At 63.3% G+C, this 18,420-nt stretch carries 16 protein-coding genes; 4 read left to right on the top strand and 12 right to left on the bottom strand.

Annotated elements, in window-relative coordinates; translation table 11 throughout:
- Positions 1-15: 15 nt before the first annotated feature.
- The 8 genes from JLZ96_RS05980 to JLZ96_RS05945 form a co-directional block, all read right to left on the bottom strand.
- On the bottom strand, positions 16-693 hold the full coding sequence (locus tag JLZ96_RS05980) for an L-ribulose-5-phosphate 4-epimerase (RefSeq protein ID WP_032393258.1): 678 nt from the start codon (positions 691-693) through the stop codon (positions 16-18).
- Positions 690-2,363 (bottom strand): ribulokinase, encoded by a 1,674-nt coding sequence (gene araB, locus JLZ96_RS05975; protein WP_201009646.1) that lies wholly within the window; start codon positions 2,361-2,363, stop codon positions 690-692. Before araB ends, JLZ96_RS05980 begins: the two co-directional genes overlap by 4 nt.
- Positions 2,353-3,414, bottom strand: a complete 1,062-nt coding sequence (locus tag JLZ96_RS05970; protein WP_230591075.1) for a LacI family DNA-binding transcriptional regulator — start codon at positions 3,412-3,414, stop codon at positions 2,353-2,355. Before JLZ96_RS05970 ends, araB begins: the two co-directional genes overlap by 11 nt.
- Positions 3,411-4,436 (bottom strand): galactofuranose ABC transporter, permease protein YjfF, encoded by a 1,026-nt coding sequence (gene yjfF / locus JLZ96_RS05965; RefSeq protein WP_080729065.1) that lies wholly within the window; start codon positions 4,434-4,436, stop codon positions 3,411-3,413. Before yjfF ends, JLZ96_RS05970 begins: the two co-directional genes overlap by 4 nt.
- Positions 4,437-4,444: 8 nt before the next feature.
- A complete protein-coding gene (locus tag JLZ96_RS05960) occupies positions 4,445-5,509 on the bottom strand; it encodes an ABC transporter permease (RefSeq protein WP_080730100.1) in 1,065 nt (354 codons plus the stop codon).
- A complete protein-coding gene (locus JLZ96_RS05955) occupies positions 5,506-7,137 on the bottom strand; it encodes a sugar ABC transporter ATP-binding protein (protein ID WP_236253844.1) in 1,632 nt (543 codons plus the stop codon). Before JLZ96_RS05955 ends, JLZ96_RS05960 begins: the two co-directional genes overlap by 4 nt.
- A gap of 10 nt (positions 7,138-7,147) precedes the next feature.
- The gene (locus JLZ96_RS05950) at positions 7,148-8,149 is read right to left on the bottom strand and encodes an ABC transporter substrate-binding protein (protein WP_032368885.1); all 1,002 of its coding nucleotides are present in this window, start codon (positions 8,147-8,149) and stop codon (positions 7,148-7,150) included.
- Between the two features lie 116 nt (positions 8,150-8,265).
- Positions 8,266-9,276 carry an aldose epimerase family protein gene (locus tag JLZ96_RS05945; protein WP_201009645.1) on the bottom strand — a complete coding sequence of 337 codons (1,011 nt, stop codon included), beginning with the start codon at positions 9,274-9,276 and terminating at the stop codon, positions 8,266-8,268.
- A gap of 207 nt (positions 9,277-9,483) precedes the next feature.
- Between JLZ96_RS05945 and fdhA the strand changes: the two genes are divergently transcribed.
- The 4 genes from fdhA (at position 9,484) to JLZ96_RS05925 (ending at position 14,745) form a co-directional block, all read left to right on the top strand.
- Complete coding sequence (fdhA, locus tag JLZ96_RS05940) at positions 9,484-10,701, top strand: formaldehyde dehydrogenase, glutathione-independent (RefSeq protein ID WP_032385562.1); 1,218 nt, start codon at positions 9,484-9,486, stop codon at positions 10,699-10,701.
- Positions 10,702-10,902: 201 nt separating this feature from the next.
- On the top strand, positions 10,903-11,457 hold the full coding sequence (locus tag JLZ96_RS05935; RefSeq protein WP_032385561.1) for a nuclear transport factor 2 family protein: 555 nt from the start codon (positions 10,903-10,905) through the stop codon (positions 11,455-11,457).
- A 171-nt stretch (positions 11,458-11,628) separates the two neighbouring features.
- Entirely contained in the window at positions 11,629-12,996 is a 1,368-nt protein-coding gene (locus JLZ96_RS05930; protein WP_094693349.1) for an MFS transporter, read from the top strand.
- 48 nt (positions 12,997-13,044) lie between these two features.
- The gene (locus tag JLZ96_RS05925) at positions 13,045-14,745 is read left to right on the top strand and encodes an amidohydrolase (RefSeq protein ID WP_201009644.1); all 1,701 of its coding nucleotides are present in this window, start codon (positions 13,045-13,047) and stop codon (positions 14,743-14,745) included.
- Between the two features lie 98 nt (positions 14,746-14,843).
- On the opposite strand, the gene JLZ96_RS05920 is transcribed toward JLZ96_RS05925, so the two are convergent.
- Genes JLZ96_RS05920 through JLZ96_RS05905 form a run of 4 tightly spaced genes read right to left on the bottom strand, consistent with a single transcriptional unit; the run spans position 14,844 to position 18,350 of the window.
- Positions 14,844-15,800, bottom strand: a complete 957-nt coding sequence (locus JLZ96_RS05920) for a PDR/VanB family oxidoreductase (protein ID WP_201009643.1) — start codon at positions 15,798-15,800, stop codon at positions 14,844-14,846.
- A 9-nt stretch (positions 15,801-15,809) separates the two neighbouring features.
- Positions 15,810-16,550 (bottom strand): SDR family NAD(P)-dependent oxidoreductase, encoded by a 741-nt coding sequence (locus JLZ96_RS05915; protein WP_094718580.1) that lies wholly within the window; start codon positions 16,548-16,550, stop codon positions 15,810-15,812.
- Positions 16,547-17,059, bottom strand: a complete 513-nt coding sequence (locus tag JLZ96_RS05910) for an aromatic-ring-hydroxylating dioxygenase subunit beta (RefSeq protein WP_032385556.1) — start codon at positions 17,057-17,059, stop codon at positions 16,547-16,549. Before JLZ96_RS05910 ends, JLZ96_RS05915 begins: the two co-directional genes overlap by 4 nt.
- Positions 17,052-18,350 (bottom strand): Rieske 2Fe-2S domain-containing protein, encoded by a 1,299-nt coding sequence (locus tag JLZ96_RS05905; protein ID WP_201009642.1) that lies wholly within the window; start codon positions 18,348-18,350, stop codon positions 17,052-17,054. Before JLZ96_RS05905 ends, JLZ96_RS05910 begins: the two co-directional genes overlap by 8 nt.
- Positions 18,351-18,420: the final 70 nt, after the last annotated feature.

Below are 18,420 nucleotides of genomic sequence, written 5' to 3'. Positions count from 1 at the left end.
AAAATGTGGCGCTGATCAGCGCTGGCCGTAGACGTTCTGGTAGCGGTCGTAGAGTGCGTCGACCGACGCGCGGGGGATGGGAAGTGGTTGTCCCAGTTGATATGACAGGTGCACCGATCGGGCCACGTCCTCGCACATGACCGCCGCTTTCACCGCAGATCGGGCCGACGGGCCAACGGCGAAGACGCCGTGGTTCTGCATGAGTATTGCCGGAGAGCGGCTGCCTGCGAGGGTGTCGACGATGCCGCGCCCGATCGAGTCGTCGCCGATCACGGCGAACGGACCCACCGGAATGTCGCCGCCGAATTCGTCGGCGCACATCGTGGTCACGACCGGAATGGGTTCTCCTCGTGCGGCCCACGCCACCGCGTAGGGCGAATGAGTGTGCACCACACCGTTGATATGGTCGAGGTGCCGATAGACGTATGCCTGCGCCTCGGTGTCCGAGGACGGCGCGTGGTCTCCTTCGACCACTCGACCGTGCAGATCGCACACCACCATGTTGCCCGGTGTCAGGTCGTCGTAGGAGACGCCGCTCGGCTTGATGACCATGAGGTCTCGACCGGGAACGCGCGCGGACACGTTGCCCGCCGTCCACACGACCAAACCGTAGCGCACCAGTTCCGCATGCAGTGCGCACACGTCCTTGCGAATCTCCTCGACGACCTCGCGAACATCGTCGACAACTGTCATTTCGCTTCCAGCTTCCTCGTCAGGGCTGCGCGACGCAGTGATCGCAGCCGGCGCATGGTCGGTACGTCCCGACCGAAGCGATCGTGCAGTTCCAGGTAGATCTCGTACAGCGAGTCGTATGCCTCCGAGCGGGACTCGTCCGGAACGAATGCACCGCGGCGGACCTTGCCCATCGACTTCGACGCCACCGGCACGTCCGGGTAGCAGCCTGCGGCCACTGCCGCGTGGATGGCGGAGCCCAAGGCGGGGCCCTGTGCGGACGCGATGACGGACAACGGCATACGTAGCACGTCGGCGTAGATCTGCATCAGCAGTGGGTTGCGGGCCAGACCTCCCGCCACGACGAATTCTTCGACGGGAACGCCGCTGTCGCGGAACGTCTCGACGATGACGCGGGTGCCGAATGCCGTTGCCTCGAGCAGTGCGCGGTAGGTGTCCTCGGGCCGCGTCGCAAGCGTCGATCCGATGACCAGGCCGGACAGTTCGTGATCGACCAGGATCGACCGATTGCCGCTGTGCCAGTCGAGCGCGACCAGACCGTGCTCGCCCACCTCTTGGGCCGACGCGAGCCGCGTCAGGTATTCGTGCACGGACTCGCCTGCGGCAGTTGCCGCTTCACTGTAGGACGCGGGAACTCCGGTGCGGGTGAACCACCCGAAGATGTCGCCGACCCCACTCTGGCCGGCCTCGTACCCGTACGACCCAGCGACGATGCCGCCGTCGACGACGCCGCACATACCCGGAACGTCGTTCAACACGGTCGAACTCATGACGTGGCAGGTGGATGTTCCCATGATGGCGACCATGCGGCCCGATTCGACGGCACCCGCAGCCGGGGCCGTGACGTGCGCATCCACGTTGCCGACCGCGACGGCTATCCCCTCGGGCAATCCCGTCCATGCCGCGGCCTCGGCGGTCAACGTGCCTGCACGCGAGCCCAACTCGCCCAGCGGTTGGTCGAGTTTCTCTGCCACGAACCCACCGAACCCGGACGCGAGCTCGGTGAGGAAATCGACGGAAGGATACTTGCCGTCCTGATAGATGCCCTTGTATCCCGCGGTGCAGGCATTACGCACGTAATTTCCGCACAGTTGCCAGACGATCCAGTCGGCCGCCTCGACCCACCGGTCCATGGCCTCGTAGATCTCGGCGTCCTCCTCGTGAATCTGCAGCGCCTTGGCGAATTCCCATTCCGAGGAGATCAAGCCGCCGTAGCGGGGGAGCCAGCTCTCTCCGCGACGGGCGGCCAGTTCGTTGATCCGGTCGGCCTGTCCCTGCGCCGCATGGTGTTTCCACAGTTTGACGTATGCGTGTGGGCGATCGACGAACCGCGGGTCTTCGCTGAGCGGCGTGCCGTCCGCGTAGGTCGGCACCATGGTGCATGCGGTGAAGTCGGTCCCGATGCCCACCACCTGCTCCGGCTCGATGCCCGCGGCGGCCATCGCAGCGGGGACGGCGCGGCGTAGGACGTCGAGATAGTCGTCCGGCACCTGCAGAGCCCACGCGTCGGGTAGTCGGACGGTACTGCCGGGCAGGGTTTCCTCGAGTACGGCGTGACTGTATTCGTGTACGGCAGATGCAATTTCGGCACCATCGGACACACGGACGACTACGGCACGGCCGGAGAGAGTGCCGTAGTCCACTCCTACCGTGTAGCGGTCATTGGACATGCGATTCTCCTTGTTGCGGTGCAACGGTTGTGGTCGGTTTCGGTGCAGTGGTGCTGGACGATCGAACGACGAGTTCAGGATCGATGGACGCCTCGGGCGCGGCAGTGTTGTCCAGTGCCGCGCGCAGGACGTCGATCGCGCGTCTGCCGACTTCGGTGAAGTCCTGGCGGACCGTCGTCAGTGGTGGAATCAGGAAAGCAGCCTCGGGGATGTCGTCGAATCCGACGACGGCGAAGTCCTCGGGCACACGGCGGCCGCTCTCGTGGAAGGCGCGCAGCAAGCCGAGGGCCATCTGGTCGTTGGCACAGAATGCGGCCGTGACGGTGTGGTCCTCGGCGAGGCGGAGCCCGTTCTCGTAGCCGCTGCGTGCGGACCAGTCGCCGCGCAGGACCGGTGTCCACGCCAGCCCGGCCTCGTCGAGCGCATCCTGCCACCCTTGTTCACGGCCGCGGGATTCGGTCCATCCCTGCGGTCCGGACAGATGCACGATGCGTTCGTGGCCTGCCTCGATCAGGTGTCGGGTGGCCAATCGAGCGCCGCCGACCTGATCGATGCCCACGGTCCAGGTCGAGGTGGTGGGGTCACCTTCGACGACCACGACGGGTACCACGGACTCCTCGGAACGAGCCGCTGCCACAGCGTCGTCGGTGGCGGCGATCAACACGATGCCCTCGACGCCCTGGTCGTGCAGGTGATGCAGTGCGCCGACGAGTTCGTCGTGTGTCAGCGTTGCGAGACTGACTGCGCTGACGGAGAATCCGGCATCACGTGCCGCGCTCTGCACGGTGCGATGCGTGGTGCTCGGCCCCCAGAACCCGCCTTTGGAGCCGATGATTCCGATCGACGCGGACCGTTTGGTGACCAACGCCCTGGCGGCACGATTGGGACGATAGCCCAGTTGATCGATGGCATTCTGTACCCGGTCGCGGGTTTCGGGGCGTAAGTTGTTCTGGCCGTTGATGACCCGCGAGACCGTCTGATGGGATACCCCGGCCAATCGGGCGACGTCGGTCATGACGGGTGCCTTACCGTCGATCCCTGTGTTGGTCACCTCTTTCTCGCCGTCAGCAGACGTTGGGCGAGAACGAACACCAGGAGCAGCACTCCGATCGTGATTCGCGTCCACCACGAGCTCAGGGTTCCGTCGAAGGCGATGAAAGTCTGTATGGCACCGAGGATCAGGACTCCCACCAGCGATCCGAGGACGTACCCGCGCCCGCCGGTGAGCAGCGTTCCGCCGATCACCACCGCGGCGATAGCGTCGAGCTCCATGCCGACGGCGTTGAGGCTGTAGCCCGACAGTGCGTAGAAGGAGAACAGTAGGCCGGCGAGCGCTGCGCAGAATCCGCTGATCGTGTAGACGCCGACTTTCACGGCCGCCACCTTGAGCCCCATCAGCAGCGCGGACGCTTCGTTGCCACCGATGCCGTAGACCGAACGTCCGAAACGAGTGCAGGCCAACACGTATGCAGCAATCGCCACCGTGACCAGCGCGATCACCACGCTCCAGGTGATGGTGTAGCCGCCGGGTAGTTCGATGACGGCGAATGCGATCGAGGAGAACGTGTCGTCGGTGATCGGGATCGACTCGACACCGATCATGTAGCACAGGCCCCGGGCGAGGAACATCCCCGCGAGTGTGGCGACGAACGGCTGAATCTGCAGATAGTGGATGAGGGCACCCATGACGGTGCCGAGCACGGCACCGCACAGCAACACCACGGCCATGACCAGCAGCGGTGGCCAGCCCAATTGCAGTGTGCGCGCTGCGATCATCGTCGACAGTGCGACGACGGACCCGACGGAGAGATCGATTCCGCCGGTGAGGATGACGAAGGTCATCCCTACCGCGAGGACGATGAGGAACGAGTTGTCGATCAGCAGTGACAGGAACACCTGTGGATCGGCGAAGCCGCTGTAGCGGAATTCGCCGAGTCCGAACAGACCGACGAACAGCGCGAACGTGGCGATGACCGGCAGAAACCGAGACGGTGGGGAGTACCGCTTCACGCGGTCCCAGGTCGAGGGCGCGGTGCTCGGTGCTGCCGCGGTGGTCGTGGGGGGAGCAGTCATGAGGTCGCTCACGGTCGTACCGCCTTGGTGGAGTCGGTGCGGAACCACGTCCGCAGTGATGCGCGGGCTCGTGGTGATTGCAACAGGCAGACCACGATGATGACGACCGCTTTGAACAGGTAGTTGGCCTCGGAGGGGATACCGACATTGGTGATGGTGCGCGTGAGCGTGCCGATGAGCAGGGCACCGACGACGGTGCCGGCGATGGAGAATCGACCACCGGTCAGAGCAGTACCGCCGATGACGACAGCGAGGATCGCGTCGAGCTCGATCCACTGGCCCAGACTGTTCGCGTTCACCGAGTTGGTGTTCGCAGCGATGATCAGACCTGCCATTCCCGAGCACACCGCGGCGAACACGTAGACCGTCCAGACGATCGTCCGCGACTGGACGCCTGCCAATCTGCTTGCCTCCGGGTTGATTCCGACGGCTTCGACGAGCATCCCCAGTGCGGTCCGCCGGGTCAACAGTGCGGTTGCTGCCACGACCACGAGGGCGATGATCAGTGCCAGTGGAAGTCCGAGAAGCGTGCCCGACGCGAGCGTGCTGAAGGCCGGGTTGTTGACTGTCGTGATGTTTCCGTCGGTGATCAACATGGCCAGGCCACGTCCGGCGACCATCAGAATGAGCGTCGCGATGATGGGTTGAATCCCGAAGACCGACACCAGAAGGCCGTTCCACAGACCCAGCAGCAGACATACTCCCAGTGCCCAGACGACAGCCATGATCATCGTCGTGGTGGCACCCTCGTCCGGTGCCGCGACGATGCGAGTACACGCAACGGCGGCAGCGATGACTGCCACTGCGCCCACGGAGAGGTCGATGCCGCGGGTTGCCACCACCAGCGTCATGCCGACGGCCACCAGAATGAGCGGCGCGGAGTTGCGTGCGATATCGACGATATTTCCGAACAGGCCACCGTTCTCGATTCGAATGTCGAGGAAGTCCGGTGTCACAACGACATTGACGACGATCAAAGCTATCAGAGCCAGCAGCGGCCAGACGACCGGCTGGGCGAGGGCGGCACGTGCGCGAGCGGGCGCGCCGGCCGATGGTTCGAGGGTTTCGGTCATGATGCGACATTCCTGTCGGTGGTCGAAGTGGCGGCCGCGACGGGTTCGTCGGTGCGCACCCCGGCTGCGATGGTGGCGAGCACGTCGCCGACCGACACACCGTCGTTGATACGTTCGTCGATCTTGCGGTGATCTCGCATGACCACGATGCGGTCACTGAGGCGCAGGATCTCTTCGAGCTCGGCGGAGATGAACACCACCGACATTCCGCGCGCGGCCAGGTCGGCCACCAGGGTTTGGATCTGCGCTTTGGCACCGATGTCGATTCCGCGTGTCGGTTCGTCCAGAATCAGAAGTTCGGGTTCGGTGATGAGCCAGCGGGCGAGGAGCACCTTCTGTTGGTTGCCGCCGGACAGGTTGCGCATCAACGCGTTCGGATCGGCGGGCCTGATGTCGAGTGCAGAGATGTACTCCTTGACGAGCTTGGTGCGGGTGGCACGGGGGATGGGACGAAGCCATCCACGCTTGGCCTGCAGAGCGAGCAGCATGTTGTCGGCCACCGTCAGATCGGCCACCACGCCGTCGGCCTTGCGATCCTCGCTGGTGAGGGCGATGCGCTGATCGGCGGCCTGGCGTGGACTGCGAATGCGGTGCTTGGTCGCATGCACTTCGATCGATCCCGAGTCCGATCGATCGGCTCCACCGAGCAGGCGAGCAAGCTCGGTACGGCCGGACCCGAGCAGACCGGCGATGCCGACGACCTGTCCCGCATGAAGACGCAGATCAGTTGCTTCCAGTGCGCCCTTGCGTCCGATGCCCAACACTTCCACCACGGGCGTCTGTTCGTCGGAAACCGTCACCGGCTCGCGGCTGTCGAGTTCGCGCAAGGTGTCCAGTTCCCGACCGATCATCAACTCGACCAACTCGAACTGCGGAGTGTCGGCGACCAGGCGCTCGGAGACGAGCTTTCCGTTGCGCAGGATCGTCATTCGATCGGAGATCCGATAGATCTGGTCGAGGAAGTGCGACACGAAGACGATCGAGGTTCCGTCTTCCCTCAGCCGTTCGATGACGGAGTACAGGGTTTCGACCTCGTCCTTGTCCAGGCTCGAGGTCGGCTCGTCCAGGATGAGGACGCGGGCGTCGACATCGACTGCGCGGGCGATGGCGACGAGCTGTTGCACGGCGATCGGATGGTCCCCGAGGACCGACGACGGCTCGATGTCGAGGCCCAGCCGGTCGAGAGTCGTTCTGGCACGGTGGTTCATCGCTCGCGTGTCGATACCGCCGATGGCCCCCAACAGTTTTCCGGGTAGGCGTCGGGGCTCGCGGCCCAGGAGCATGTTCTCTGCGACAGTCAGATTCGGAAGTAGGTTCACTTCCTGGTAGACGGTGCTGATACCTGCAGCCTGGGCCGCGCTCGGCGTCGCGAACTCGTGTTCGGTTCCGTCGATCGTGACCGTTCCGCTGTCGATCGAGTAGACCCCGGTCAGTGCCTTGATCAACGTCGATTTACCGGCACCGTTCTCACCCATCAGCGAATGCACCTCGCCGGGGAAGAGCCGCAACGACACCCCGTCGAGGGCTCGGACGGCACCGAAGGTGATCGAGATGTCTTTCATCTCCACGAGCGGAGTCGGCTCTGTGCTGGTGATCGGCTCCGCGGTGGGAACGGTGTCGGTATGCATGCGTCGACTTTCAGTACTGGCGGTCGGCGAGTACTGCTGCCGCCTGGTCGGGCGTGAAGGTGGTCTCCTCGGTGACGACCCTCTTGGGAACGTCCTCGCCCTTGACGACCTTGTCCGTGAGCTCCATCAGCTGCGGTCCGAGAAGTGGGTTGCACTCGACGATGAAGTCGATCTTCTTGTCCGCCAGTGCTTGCATTCCGTCCTTGACGGCGTCGACGGTGATGATCTTGATGTCTTTTCCGGGTACCAGCCCGGCTGCTTCGATGGCTTGGATTGCGCCCAGGCCCATGTCGTCGTTCTGGGCGAAGACGACGTCGATCTGGCCTCGATTGGAGTTGAGGAACGACTCCATCACCTGCTTGCCGCCGTCACGGGTGAAATCGCCGGTCTGTGACGCGGTGATCGCGATGTTCGACTGGCCGCCGATGGCGTCGCGGAATCCCTCGGCCCGGTCGATGGCGGGAGCGGCTCCGGTGGTTCCCTGCAGCTCGACCACGTTGATCTTGCCGTCGCCGGTGGTGTCCGCAGTGGCGCTGTTCTGCACCAGCCAATCGCCTGCCTTCTTGCCCTCCTCGACGAAATCGGAGCCGAGGAACGTGGCATACAGCGAATCGTCGGTGGTGTCGACGGAGCGGTCGGTGAGGATCACCGGGATGTTCGCGCGCTTGGCTTCCTGGAGGACCGGCTCCCATCCCGTCTCGACGACGGGGCTGAAAGCGATGACGTCGACCTTCTGCTGGATGTAGGTGCGAATCGCCTTGATCTGGTTTTCCTGCTTCTGCTGCGCGTCGGAGAACTTCAACTCCATGCCGGCTGCGCTGGCTGCGTCCTGGATGGAGGTGGTGTTGGCCGTGCGCCATCCGCTCTCGGCACCGACCTGGGAAAAGCCCAATACCGTTGCGCCGTCACCGCCGCCGGACGCGTCGCCGCCGCCTCCGCTACTGCACGCACTCAGGACGATCGCACCACTCAGAATGAGCGCGCTCGCCGCAAAAATTGTCTTCGACGCCATGGTGATCTCCTCAATGTCGCCACTCCACTGTGACGTGTGCAACACAGTGTGAGCGTTAACATCGGGCCGCGTCAAGACTTGAAACGTTTAATTTCCAAAATTTTGTGAGCGCTCACTCAAGCGCGAAGTGCAGAAAATCTCCACTCGATCACGGACCGGTACGTCTGGCCCGGTCGCAGCACCGCAGAGGGAAAGTTCGGGTGATTCGGTGAATCAGGGAACAGCTGGGGTTCGAGCGCGATGCCGTCGCCTTGGCGCAGCATCGAGCCGCGTCGAGACACGTCGCTGCCGTCCAGGAAGTTGCCTGTGTAGACCTGCACTCCGGGCTGATCGGTCCACAGTTCTAGTGTCGTTCGACTGCGCTCGGAGCTAAGGATCGCCGCACGCCGAAGCCCCGTACCGTCGACGACGAAGTTGTGGTCGACACCGCGGGCGGTCCGCAGCTGCGGATGAGTGGCTCGGGCCAGGTCTCCGACCCGTCCGGGCCTGCGCAGATCCAGCGCGGTGCCGTCGACGGAATCGACGGCACCGGTCGGGATTCCCTCGGTGTCGACCGGGGTGTACGTCGAGGCGAACACCTGCAGGGTGTGATCGTCGATGCCGTGTCCGTAGAGATCGAAATAAGCGTGCGAGGTCAAGTTCACCACCGTCGGCGCGGTGGTCGTCGCCGTCGACTCCAACCGCACGCGATCGGTCGTGACGGAGAAATGGGCCCGCGCACGGACTTCACCCGGGTAGCCCTGATCACCGTCGGGGCTGATCAACTCGAACTCGACCGAATCCGGTGATCGCCCGATCACCGTCCAGGGTCGTGAGTCGAAGCCGTCGGTTCCGCCGTGCAGGTGGTTGGTGCCGTCGTTGATCGTCAGTTGCACCGCTTGCCCGTCGATCTCGAACCGGCCGTCTTTGATCCGGTTCGCGTACCGGCCGACGGTAGAGCCGAAATAGGCGGTGGACGAACGAAGCTCACGCTCGCCCGCCACGCCGACGAGAACGTCGCGGCGCTCGCCGTCTCCTCCGGTCACCGACATTCGTTGCAGGGTCGCGCCGTAGGGGAGTACCTCCACCTCCACCCCGGGCGAACGTCCGATGGTGATGGTCTCGTTGTGATCGTCGTCGGTGGGCACCGGTCGACGATAGCTCCGGGGAGTGAGATCGGTCCCCGGATTGCTTCGTGCGGCGGGCGACGCACCGTGTATTCGTAGGTGCGCATACTATGGTGTGATGCAGGCCACATCACTGCGCATTGATCGTCTCGATGAGATGAAAATAGCTGTCGCGCAGGCGATCTCGGTCTGTCGAACGCAGCCGGACACCGTCGAACAGGAGAAATCGTGGCAGACAACAGAGCAGTGACGTACGCCGGACCAGGAAAGGTAGAGGTTCAGGACATCGCTTTTCCGGGCCTGGAATTGACCGATGGCCCCGGCGTGAATCCGGCCAATGTCGGCCGCAAATGCGAACACGGCGTGATCCTGAAGGTCGTCTCGACCAACATCTGCGGCAGCGACCAGCACATGGTCCGTGGACGCACGACGGCACCCGAGGGTCTGGTGTTGGGCCACGAGATCACCGGCGAGATCGTCGAGGTCGGACGAGACGTCGAATTCTTGAAGGTCGGCGACATCTGCTCGGTACCGTTCAACATCGCCTGCGGACGGTGCCGAAACTGCAAGGAGCGCAAGACCGGCATCTGCCTCAACGTCAACCCGGATCGACCCGGTTCTGCGTTCGGTTACGTGGACATGGGCGGATGGGTGGGCGGCCAGGCCGAGTACGTCATGGCACCGTACGCGGACTTCAATCTGCTGAAGTTCCCCGACCGCGATCAGGCGATGGAGAAGATCCTGGACTTGACCATGCTCTCCGACATCTTCCCGACCGGATATCACGGCGCGGTCACCGCGGGAGTGAAACCCGGTGCGACGGTGTACATCGCGGGTGCGGGCCCGGTCGGTCTGGCGGCCGCGGTCGGCGCACAATTGCTGGGCGCGTCGGTGGTGATCGTCGGCGACATGAACGCCGACAGGCTGGCGCAGGCACGAACGTTCGGCTGCGAGACCGTCGACGTGGGCAAGGGCGCGCCGCAAGATCAGATCGAACAGATCCTCGGTGTCCCGGAGGTCGACGCTGCGGTGGACGCGGTGGGATTCGAGGCTCGCGGACACGGCGGAGACTCGTCCCACGAAGCACCGGCCACGGTGCTCAATTCGCTGATGGACATCACCACCGCGGGCGGTGGCATCGGAATTCCCGGGCTCTACGTCACCGGCGATCCGGGCGGCGTGGACGAGGCCGCACAACGCGGCGCTCTCTCGCTCAGCCTCGGCACCGGTTGGGCGAAGTCGCTCTCGTTCGCCACCGGACAGTGCCCGGTGATGAGCTATCACCGAGAACTGATGAATGCCATTCTCAAAGAACGAGTCTCGATTGCGAAAGCGGTGAACGCAACGGTCATCACACTCGACGACGCACCGCGCGGCTACCGTGAATTCGACAGCGGAGTCGCACAGAAATTCGTCATCGACCCGCACGGCATGATCGCCGGCTGACACCGCGGCGTAACTACGGCCGCCCTCGCTCCGATGGATGCGAGGGCGGCCGTTCTCGTGTGCGGTCGAAAGGCGGTGGAGCGCAGGGGGTGACGGACGAGCCCGACAACGCTGAAGGATTTGCGTATATCGCCGATTTCGGAGTCGACATAGCGTCGAGTCGTACCCGTCCGTGATCGTGGTGTTTACCGAGGAGATCGAATGACCGACACAACCATTGCTCAACTCACCGCCCGACTCGAGGTGCTCGAGTCCGAGGCGGACATTCGACGCATCCAAGCTCGCTACATGTTCCTGTGCGACACTCCGTGTCCCGAATTCGGCGTGGACGACGACGCTCGCCGAATCGAGCTGGTGCTGGACCTGTACACCGAGGACGCGGTCTGGGAAGGCGTGGGCGAGTACTACGACGGCCAATTCGGCCGCGCCGAAGGCAAGGATGCCATTCGGGCGCACTTCAACCGCTTCTGGGGTGAAAAGACCGATCCTGCGTTGTTGCTCAACGCCCACTACCTCACCTCGGAACAGATACACGTCGACGGCGATACGGCCGAAGGCCAGTGGATTCACATGCAGCCCTGGCTGTTCTCCGACGGTAGGAGCCTGTTGCGTTCGAGCCGCCTCAACAACGCCTTTCGTAAGGTCGAAGGCCGGTGGCTCATTTCCAGAACTCGCACCGAAAACGTGTTCGTGGCACCGCTACCGAACCATTTCGCCGAAGCGTTCCCCAGCTCGTCGGTGTTGTTGAAGCCCTGATGCATCGAGGTCGAAATGTCAATAGGGATGTGGAGTCGCCCGCCTAGGGGAACCTTTATTCAGGCCCGGTTGCGCTGAAATTCTTCTTGGGATGGTCGACAGTGTTCTCTACAACGCCGCGAGAATCACTCTCCAGTCCGGCGGTCGTCCAACCGAACAGGATCGATACCGATGTCCGAGAAGATAGTTGCAACCGAAGCCGAGTCACCGCCGAAGCGTTCGAGTCTGGGAAGAATTGCATTCGCCAGCGGCGTCGGAACGTCACTGGAATTCTACGATTTCGCTATTTACGGAACCGCTACAGCACTCGTGTTCACCGATACGTTCTTCCGCACGGGTAATGCATGGTTCGGCACATTCATGGGTCTGGCCACATTCGGCATCGGATTCTTGATGGCCCCGCTCGGGGCCGTGCTCTTCGGCTGGGTCGGTGACACCTACGGTCGCCGCCGCGCCCTGCAGTTGACGTTTCTCGGGATGGGCGCGGCCACACTGATCATCGGCGTGCTCCCCACCTACGCACAGGTAGGCGTCGCGGCCCCGGTCTGTCTGGTTCTACTCAGGCTCGTTCACGGACTGTGCCGTGGTGGTGAGACCGGTGGCGCTGCCGTGCTGGCCATCGAGCATGCCCCGGACGACCGAAGAGCACGCTACGGAGTCTTCACCGCTCTGGGGTCCCCGATCGGCACGATCCTCGCGAACGCGTCGTTTGCATTGGTTCTGCTGTTGCCGGCAGAGACGGTGCAGGAGTGGGCGTGGCGTCTGCCGTTCCTCTTCGGCGGTCTGGTTCTGGTGTTGGGACTGTGGGTTCGCAAGGGCGTTCACGAGAGTCCGGTGTTCCGACAGATGGTGGCCGAGCGCGGGGAAGAGGCCGTGCGGGCCCAGATGCCGTTCAAGACCGTCGTGAAGAGCAGTTGGCGTCGCCTCGTGCTTGCGGCGGGGGTCAACGTCGGGCTGAACTCCACGACCTTCGTGCTCGCGATCTTCATGCTGTCGTACGCCACTGCCGAAGCTCCGGAGGGGCTCGGTCTCCCACGTACCGACATCGTGTACGGCAGTATCGCCGCGTTGGTACTGCACGGCGCGGCGGTGGTGCTTGCATCACTGCTGTCCGATCGGATCGGACGCCGCCCGGTGATGATGGGCGGTGCGCTGGCCACTATCGCGGCGGTGCTCACCATCTTCCACATGGCCCAATGGGGCACCGTCACCTCGGTTGTGCTCGGTTTGATGATCGGGTTCACCGCCACCGGGTTCCTGTTCGGCCCGATGTACACGTACTTCACCGAGCTGTTTCCGAAGGAACAACGCCAGACCGGGATGGGCATCGCGTTCCATGTCGGGGCGGTGCTGGGCGGCGGCATTGCACCCCTGATCGCGAACCGGATCGTCGCATTCACCGGTGATGCCTCGAACATCGGCTACTACCTCGCCGGTGCCTGCATCATCTCACTGACCTGCCTGTGGATTCTTCCCGAGACTGCGCCGGTTCGGCTGGAGCGCAATCGGATTGCGGCAGGCGCGGCTCGTACGTCCTGAACACGATCACAGTGGCCGGATCCGGCCACCGAAGAACAGAGGAATGTCATGACCGACGCCGATTCTGTCTACATCAACGGCCGTATCATCACGATGGACGCCGCTTTCGGTATTGCGTCGTTCGTCGCAGTCACCGGTGATGTCATCACCGCTGTCGGCATCGACGACGACGTTGCGGCGCACATCGGGCCCGACACCGTGGTGATCGATCTCGCGGGCAACACCGTCCTACCGGGGATCAACGACTCTCACCTACACGGGATTGCCTTCGGCTTGGATACTCCGCCGTTGTCCCTGGACGTGGCGTACCCGACGGTGCAGTCGATCGCGGATGTCGTTGCAGCTGTGAAGGCAGCCGTCGACGCCGCGCCCGAAGGCGAATGGATCATCGGAACCGGCTGGGACGAAGGATATCTCGATGAGTGCCGGGGGGAAGCAGGGCGATCGCCGACCCGTTGGGATCTCGATGCGGTGTCTGCGCACAACCCGGTGTTCCTACAGGACTTCTCTCGGCACACGTCCTGGGTCAACTCGGCTGCGCTACGGCTCGTGGGTGTCGACGAGAACACCGTCGTTCCCGAGGGCGGCCGCGCGGTGAGGAACGCCGAGGGAGAGCTCACCGGCATATTCATGGAGGGGGCGCAGACTCTGGTGCAGGCAGGCCTCCCACTTCTCGACGACGCACGACGCGAGAAAGCCGCACGATCGGCAATCGCCTCACTGCAGCGCGAGGGCATCACGAGTTTCACCGATCCCGCCCTGGGGCCCGGCGGAGAATCGCTTGCGGGAGGTGCGATGGGCAGTGGGGGCCTTGCCACGTACGCGAAGCTGGCGGCCGCCGACGAACTCGGAATTCGCGTATCCGTACTGCTGCTGCCGTGCGGAATGAGTGGTACGGCAGAGGAATTCGCAGAAAATCTGGCTGGTATCGAACCACCGGCCGGCCCGGACTCGCGTATGTTCCGGGTGCTCGGCGTCAAGGTGTTCGCCGATGGGATACCGCTGAGCAAGACGTCGTGGATGCACGGGGAGTATGTGGGTGGCGGCTGCGGATCGCTCTGTGTCGGTGGTGAAACCGACGAACGCCGCGTCGAAGAAGTGACCGAGATGATTCGACGAGGCCATATCGAGGGCTACCAGGTAGGCGTGCACGTCACCGGTGACCGAGCGATCGACACGGTGGCGGCCGCACTGATCGCAGCACAGCGTGATCACCCGCGACCCGATCCGAGGCACTACTTGATTCACGGCGACTTCATTTCTCGAGAAACGCTGGACAGGTTGGCCGAGGCAGGAATCGGCGTCAACATGAATCCGACGATCAAATGGACCATCGCTGATCTCGAGCCGGAGTTCGTCGGAACCGAGAGGGCAGCATACGAATTCCCCTATCGAAGTGCCGTGGACTCAGGGGTTCGACTGATGAGTAGTTCGGATGCCCCTGTCACGATGCCCAGTTGGCGACAGGGGCTGTCGACGATGATTCTTCGCGAGAGCAAGGCCTCTCGGGCCGTCAGCGGCCCGGACCAGACGATCTCGTTGGAGCAGGCGCTCCGCACCTACACGATCGACGCGGCGTGGCAGGACTTCGCCGAGGACTGGAAGGGATCGATCGAGGTGGGCAAGGTTGCCGACCTGACCGTCATCGAGGGTGATCTCCTCACCGTCGACCCTCATGACATACCCGCAATGGCAGTGCTGCGCACCGTAGTCGGCGGTACCGCTGTGTACGAGCGGGCGCAGCAGTAGCGCGTGCCGGGCATGGTGCGGACCTCGCGCCGAAGCGGGTGATACCGACTGGCCTCCCCCCGCCGACATTGCGGGGGGAGTGGGCCGTTCAGCTGCGATCAATACAGCTCGATGACCAACTTGCTCGATTTCGCACGCGAGACGCAGAGCGCGATCTGGTTGCCCGCGGCCTTGTCTGCAGCCGACAGGCAGTTGTCTCGGTGCTCGGGTTCGCCCTCGAGGAGGCCGGACACACACGAGCCGCAAATACCTTCCTCGCACGACTTGAACACCTCGATGCCGTTCTCCTCCAGCACGGAGAGAATCGATCGGTCGGCAGGTATCTCGAAGGACTCACCGGTATCCATTTCGACGGTGAACCCGGTGTCACCAGAGGTGTCGATGTCGGAGGCGACGAAGTGTTCGATATGAACGTTGTTCGGCCCCAACGTCGGTGTGAAGATCGAGACCACAGTCTCCATGAAACCTTCCGGACCGCAGGTGTAGACGGCCGAGGAAGCGCTCACGGAGCCGGCCAACCCGTCGAGAACAGCCTTTTGCTGTGTGCGGGAGAGACCGATGTGGAGATGGACACTGTCACGGAATTCGGCCCGATCCTCCAGCAACTCGAGAAACGCGGTGTGCTCCCGACTGTGCGAGAAGTAGTGGAGCTGAAAATCGGAACTGCTGTGGTGCAGTTGATACGCCATGCTCAGCAGGGGAGTGACCCCGATACCGGCCGCGATCAGCACATGGGCGTCGGCGTTCGGTGCCACCCCGAGGATGTTGCGCGGTTCGCTGATCTCGATGACGTCGCCTTCCCGAATCCGGTGCAACGCTTCGGATCCGCCGCGGGACTCCAGCTCGCGTTTGACCGCGATGAGCAACGAATCGGGTTCGGCAGGGGGACCGCACAGGGAGTACTGCCGCAGTACGCCCGTCGGACCTGTCACGTCGATGTGGGCACCGGCCTGATAGGGGCCGAGTGCGCCCCCTCCGTCGCGCACGAGACGAAGGGAACGAATGTTCGGCGTTTCGTCGACGATCTGCGCTACGACAACTTTGACACTGGACACGGCGTCTTCCTAACGCATGTAGATTCCGCCGTTGGCATCCCAACAAGCACCCGTGACCGACGCTGCGGTCGGCGATGCGAGCAGAGACACCATTTCGGCGATGAATGCCGGGTCGCCGAGACGACCGACGGGGATGGTCTGTGCGTAGGACTCGATATTGGCCTCGCCGACGATCTTCCGCACGATGGGGGAATCCTGGGGCCCGGGTGAGACCGCGTTGACGGTCACTCCGGAGGGTGCCAACTCTCGGGCGAAGACTTTCGTCAAAGACATCACCGCGCCCTTGGCCGACGCATAATGTCCACCGGTTGCCGTTCCACCGTTCTGTCCCGCCAAAGATGCCATGTTCACGATGCGGCCGTACCGGTTGCCGGCCATGTAAGCACCGAATATCTGGCAGGCCGTGAAGGTGCCTTTGAACCCGACGGACATGACCGAGTCCAGTTCTTCGGCCGTGATGTCCATCAGCGGACGTGCCTGTGTCTTGGCGGCGTTGTTGACCAATACCTCGACCGATCCGAAGTCGATGATCACTGCGGACAGAAGACGCTCGATCGCAGACCTGTCACCGACATCCACCTGGTAGCTGCGGACCGAGTCGGCAGAGCCGAGTTCGGCTGCCAACGAATTCGCGGACTCCAGGTCGATGTCTGCGACAGCGACTCGGTGACCGGTGGAGTGAAGTTTGCGCACAATGAGCTCGCCGAGCCCGCTCGCGCCGCCGGTGACGACAGCAACAGGCGCGTTCACAGCAGGAATCCGGCTGCGGGAACGGCGTCCTCGCTGTCGACGAGCCGAATCACCTTGAGAGCGATCCGGTCCGCTGCGCCGTCGACTCCCAGTCGGATGCGGTATTCCACGTCGCCGGCCCACAGATCGTGCTTCCCACGTTTGAACGCGACGACGATCTGTGCGGCCCTGAGGTGAACAGTGTCGTCCGCACAGGATTCGACGACGAAACGGGAGACGGTTCGGGTGGTGATCGCAGCGTCGACGGCGGCGATCGCGTACCCCTCGGTCATCCGCACCACCCGCATGTCACGCATCCGAGCGTCGTCGTAGATCATGTTGAGACGATTGTCGAAGTCGTCTCCGGTCGAGCCGATCGGGACGACGTACAGGCCGTCCTCGGAATACAGGCCCTTCCACGTCTCGTATTGCTTGCGATCGAGCAGATCGGCCTCGCGCCAGATCAATTCGATGGCTCGTACCACACGCGTGTCTGCGATCGACAGCGTTTCCACGGCGGTATCAGTCATGGCTCATCATCTCTTTCCACTGTGCGTAGGCGGCGCGCATACCGGTTTCGTCGGTCACGTGCGAGGTGGGCCATCCTTCGGCACTCGGCTTCTCCCGAGCAGCACCACGATTGACGAGAATGGGCATGTCGGGAGCGCCCTGAGCGCCGCGTTGCACGCGATCCCATCCTTCTGCGTCGTCGGGTGTACCGAAACCGAACGGACCCTGGAAGTGTTCGTGCACTCGTAACCGCGCCCTGTTGACCGGATTCACCACCTCGGCCGGCCCGTCGGGACCGATTGCCAGATGCTCGATGGTCGTCGCGTCGACTGCGGTCGGCTCGAGAACACGGAAGAAGGCAGCCGACATCGACACGTTCGGGAAGAGATTGAGGTTGAAGCCGGTGCCGTGCATGGCGCGAACGATTTTACGGATCGCCGGCTCGTCGAGACCCGCAGCGGACAGCTCGGCCACGAGATCGTCGAAACGCGCCTGCAGCGGCTCGGATCCATCGTCGGCATCGAGATCGGAGTGCTCGGGCACCATCTGCATGACGCTGTGACCGTTGCCGAGATCGTGGGTGACGGCTTCCGGGTTGGTCATGAACGACATCATGTCTGCCGTCTCGGCGTCGACCGATGCCATCCAGGATCGATGAACGATGGGGAAATGATAACCGTCCGTGGTGTTCTCGAGCTGGATCTTCCAGTTGCCGTTGAACCGGAATCGGTGCGTACCCAGCACCTTGATGGGGTAGCCACCGCCCTGTTTCATGAATCGATCGATCCACAGCTTGGCGTCGCCAAGAAAGTCTTCGAGGGATTCGATGTCCTGGGCGAACGTGGCGAACACCATTCCGCCGTAGGACTCCGTGCGCAGTTTCCTGAGCGAGAGTTCGCCCTTCTCGATGACGCCCTCGTACCCCTCGGGGTACGGAATGCCGCGCAGCTGCCCGTCGAGGCTGTAGGACCAGGCGTGGTACGGACACGTGAAACCGTTTGCGAAGCCGGTCTTCTGCTCACATATGCTGGCACCACGATGCCGACAGCGGTTGAGCAGTGTGTTGATCTGTCCCTTGCGGTTCTTGGTCACGATGACCGGCTGCAGGCCGACGTGAGTGGATTTGAAGCTGCCCGGCTTCGGGAGCTCCGATTCGTGAGCGACCCAGATCCAGGTGCTCTCGAAGATCTTGGTGATCTCCTCGTCGAACACGTCCGGGTCGGTGTAGATCCGACCCGCGACACGATCGCCCATCACCAGATCGGACGCCGGGGACTTCGGTGTTGTCTCTACGGTGTCGTGCACGGTCATCGATATCTCCAAAGCTCTCACGTTGTCGAGGTTGTCAGTGGTGGCCACCGAACGACGCAGCTGTGCAGCG

The organism is Rhodococcus sp. NKCM2511 (genome assembly GCF_014905595.1).
Taxonomy (GTDB): Bacteria; Actinomycetota; Actinomycetes; order Mycobacteriales; family Mycobacteriaceae; genus Rhodococcoides; species Rhodococcoides fascians.
The sequence above is the reverse complement of the archived record's forward strand: the minus strand, read 5'-3'. Positions and strand labels throughout refer to the sequence as shown.

Bases quoted from the DNA above. Each gene is read 5' to 3' on its own strand.
- JLZ96_RS05980 (WP_032393258.1), bottom strand. From the start codon at position 693: ATGACAGTTGTCGACGATGTTCGCGAGGTCGTCGAGGAGATTCGCAAG.
- JLZ96_RS05910 (WP_032385556.1), bottom strand. From the start codon at position 17,059: ATGACTGATACCGCCGTGGAAACGCTGTCGATCGCAGACACGCGTGTG.
- JLZ96_RS05960 (WP_080730100.1), bottom strand. From the start codon at position 5,509: ATGACCGAAACCCTCGAACCATCGGCCGGCGCGCCCGCTCGCGCACGT.
- yjfF (WP_080729065.1), bottom strand. From the start codon at position 4,436: ATGACTGCTCCCCCCACGACCACCGCGGCAGCACCGAGCACCGCGCCC.
- JLZ96_RS05950 (WP_032368885.1), bottom strand. From the start codon at position 8,149: ATGGCGTCGAAGACAATTTTTGCGGCGAGCGCGCTCATTCTGAGTGGT.
- JLZ96_RS05905 (WP_201009642.1), bottom strand. From the start codon at position 18,350: ATGACCGTGCACGACACCGTAGAGACAACACCGAAGTCCCCGGCGTCC.
- JLZ96_RS05955 (WP_236253844.1), bottom strand. From the start codon at position 7,137: ATGCATACCGACACCGTTCCCACCGCGGAGCCGATCACCAGCACAGAG.
- araB (WP_201009646.1), bottom strand. From the start codon at position 2,363: ATGTCCAATGACCGCTACACGGTAGGAGTGGACTACGGCACTCTCTCC.
- JLZ96_RS05935 (WP_032385561.1), top strand. From the start codon at position 10,903: ATGACCGACACAACCATTGCTCAACTCACCGCCCGACTCGAGGTGCTC.
- JLZ96_RS05925 (WP_201009644.1), top strand. From the start codon at position 13,045: ATGACCGACGCCGATTCTGTCTACATCAACGGCCGTATCATCACGATG.
- JLZ96_RS05930 (WP_094693349.1), top strand. From the start codon at position 11,629: ATGTCCGAGAAGATAGTTGCAACCGAAGCCGAGTCACCGCCGAAGCGT.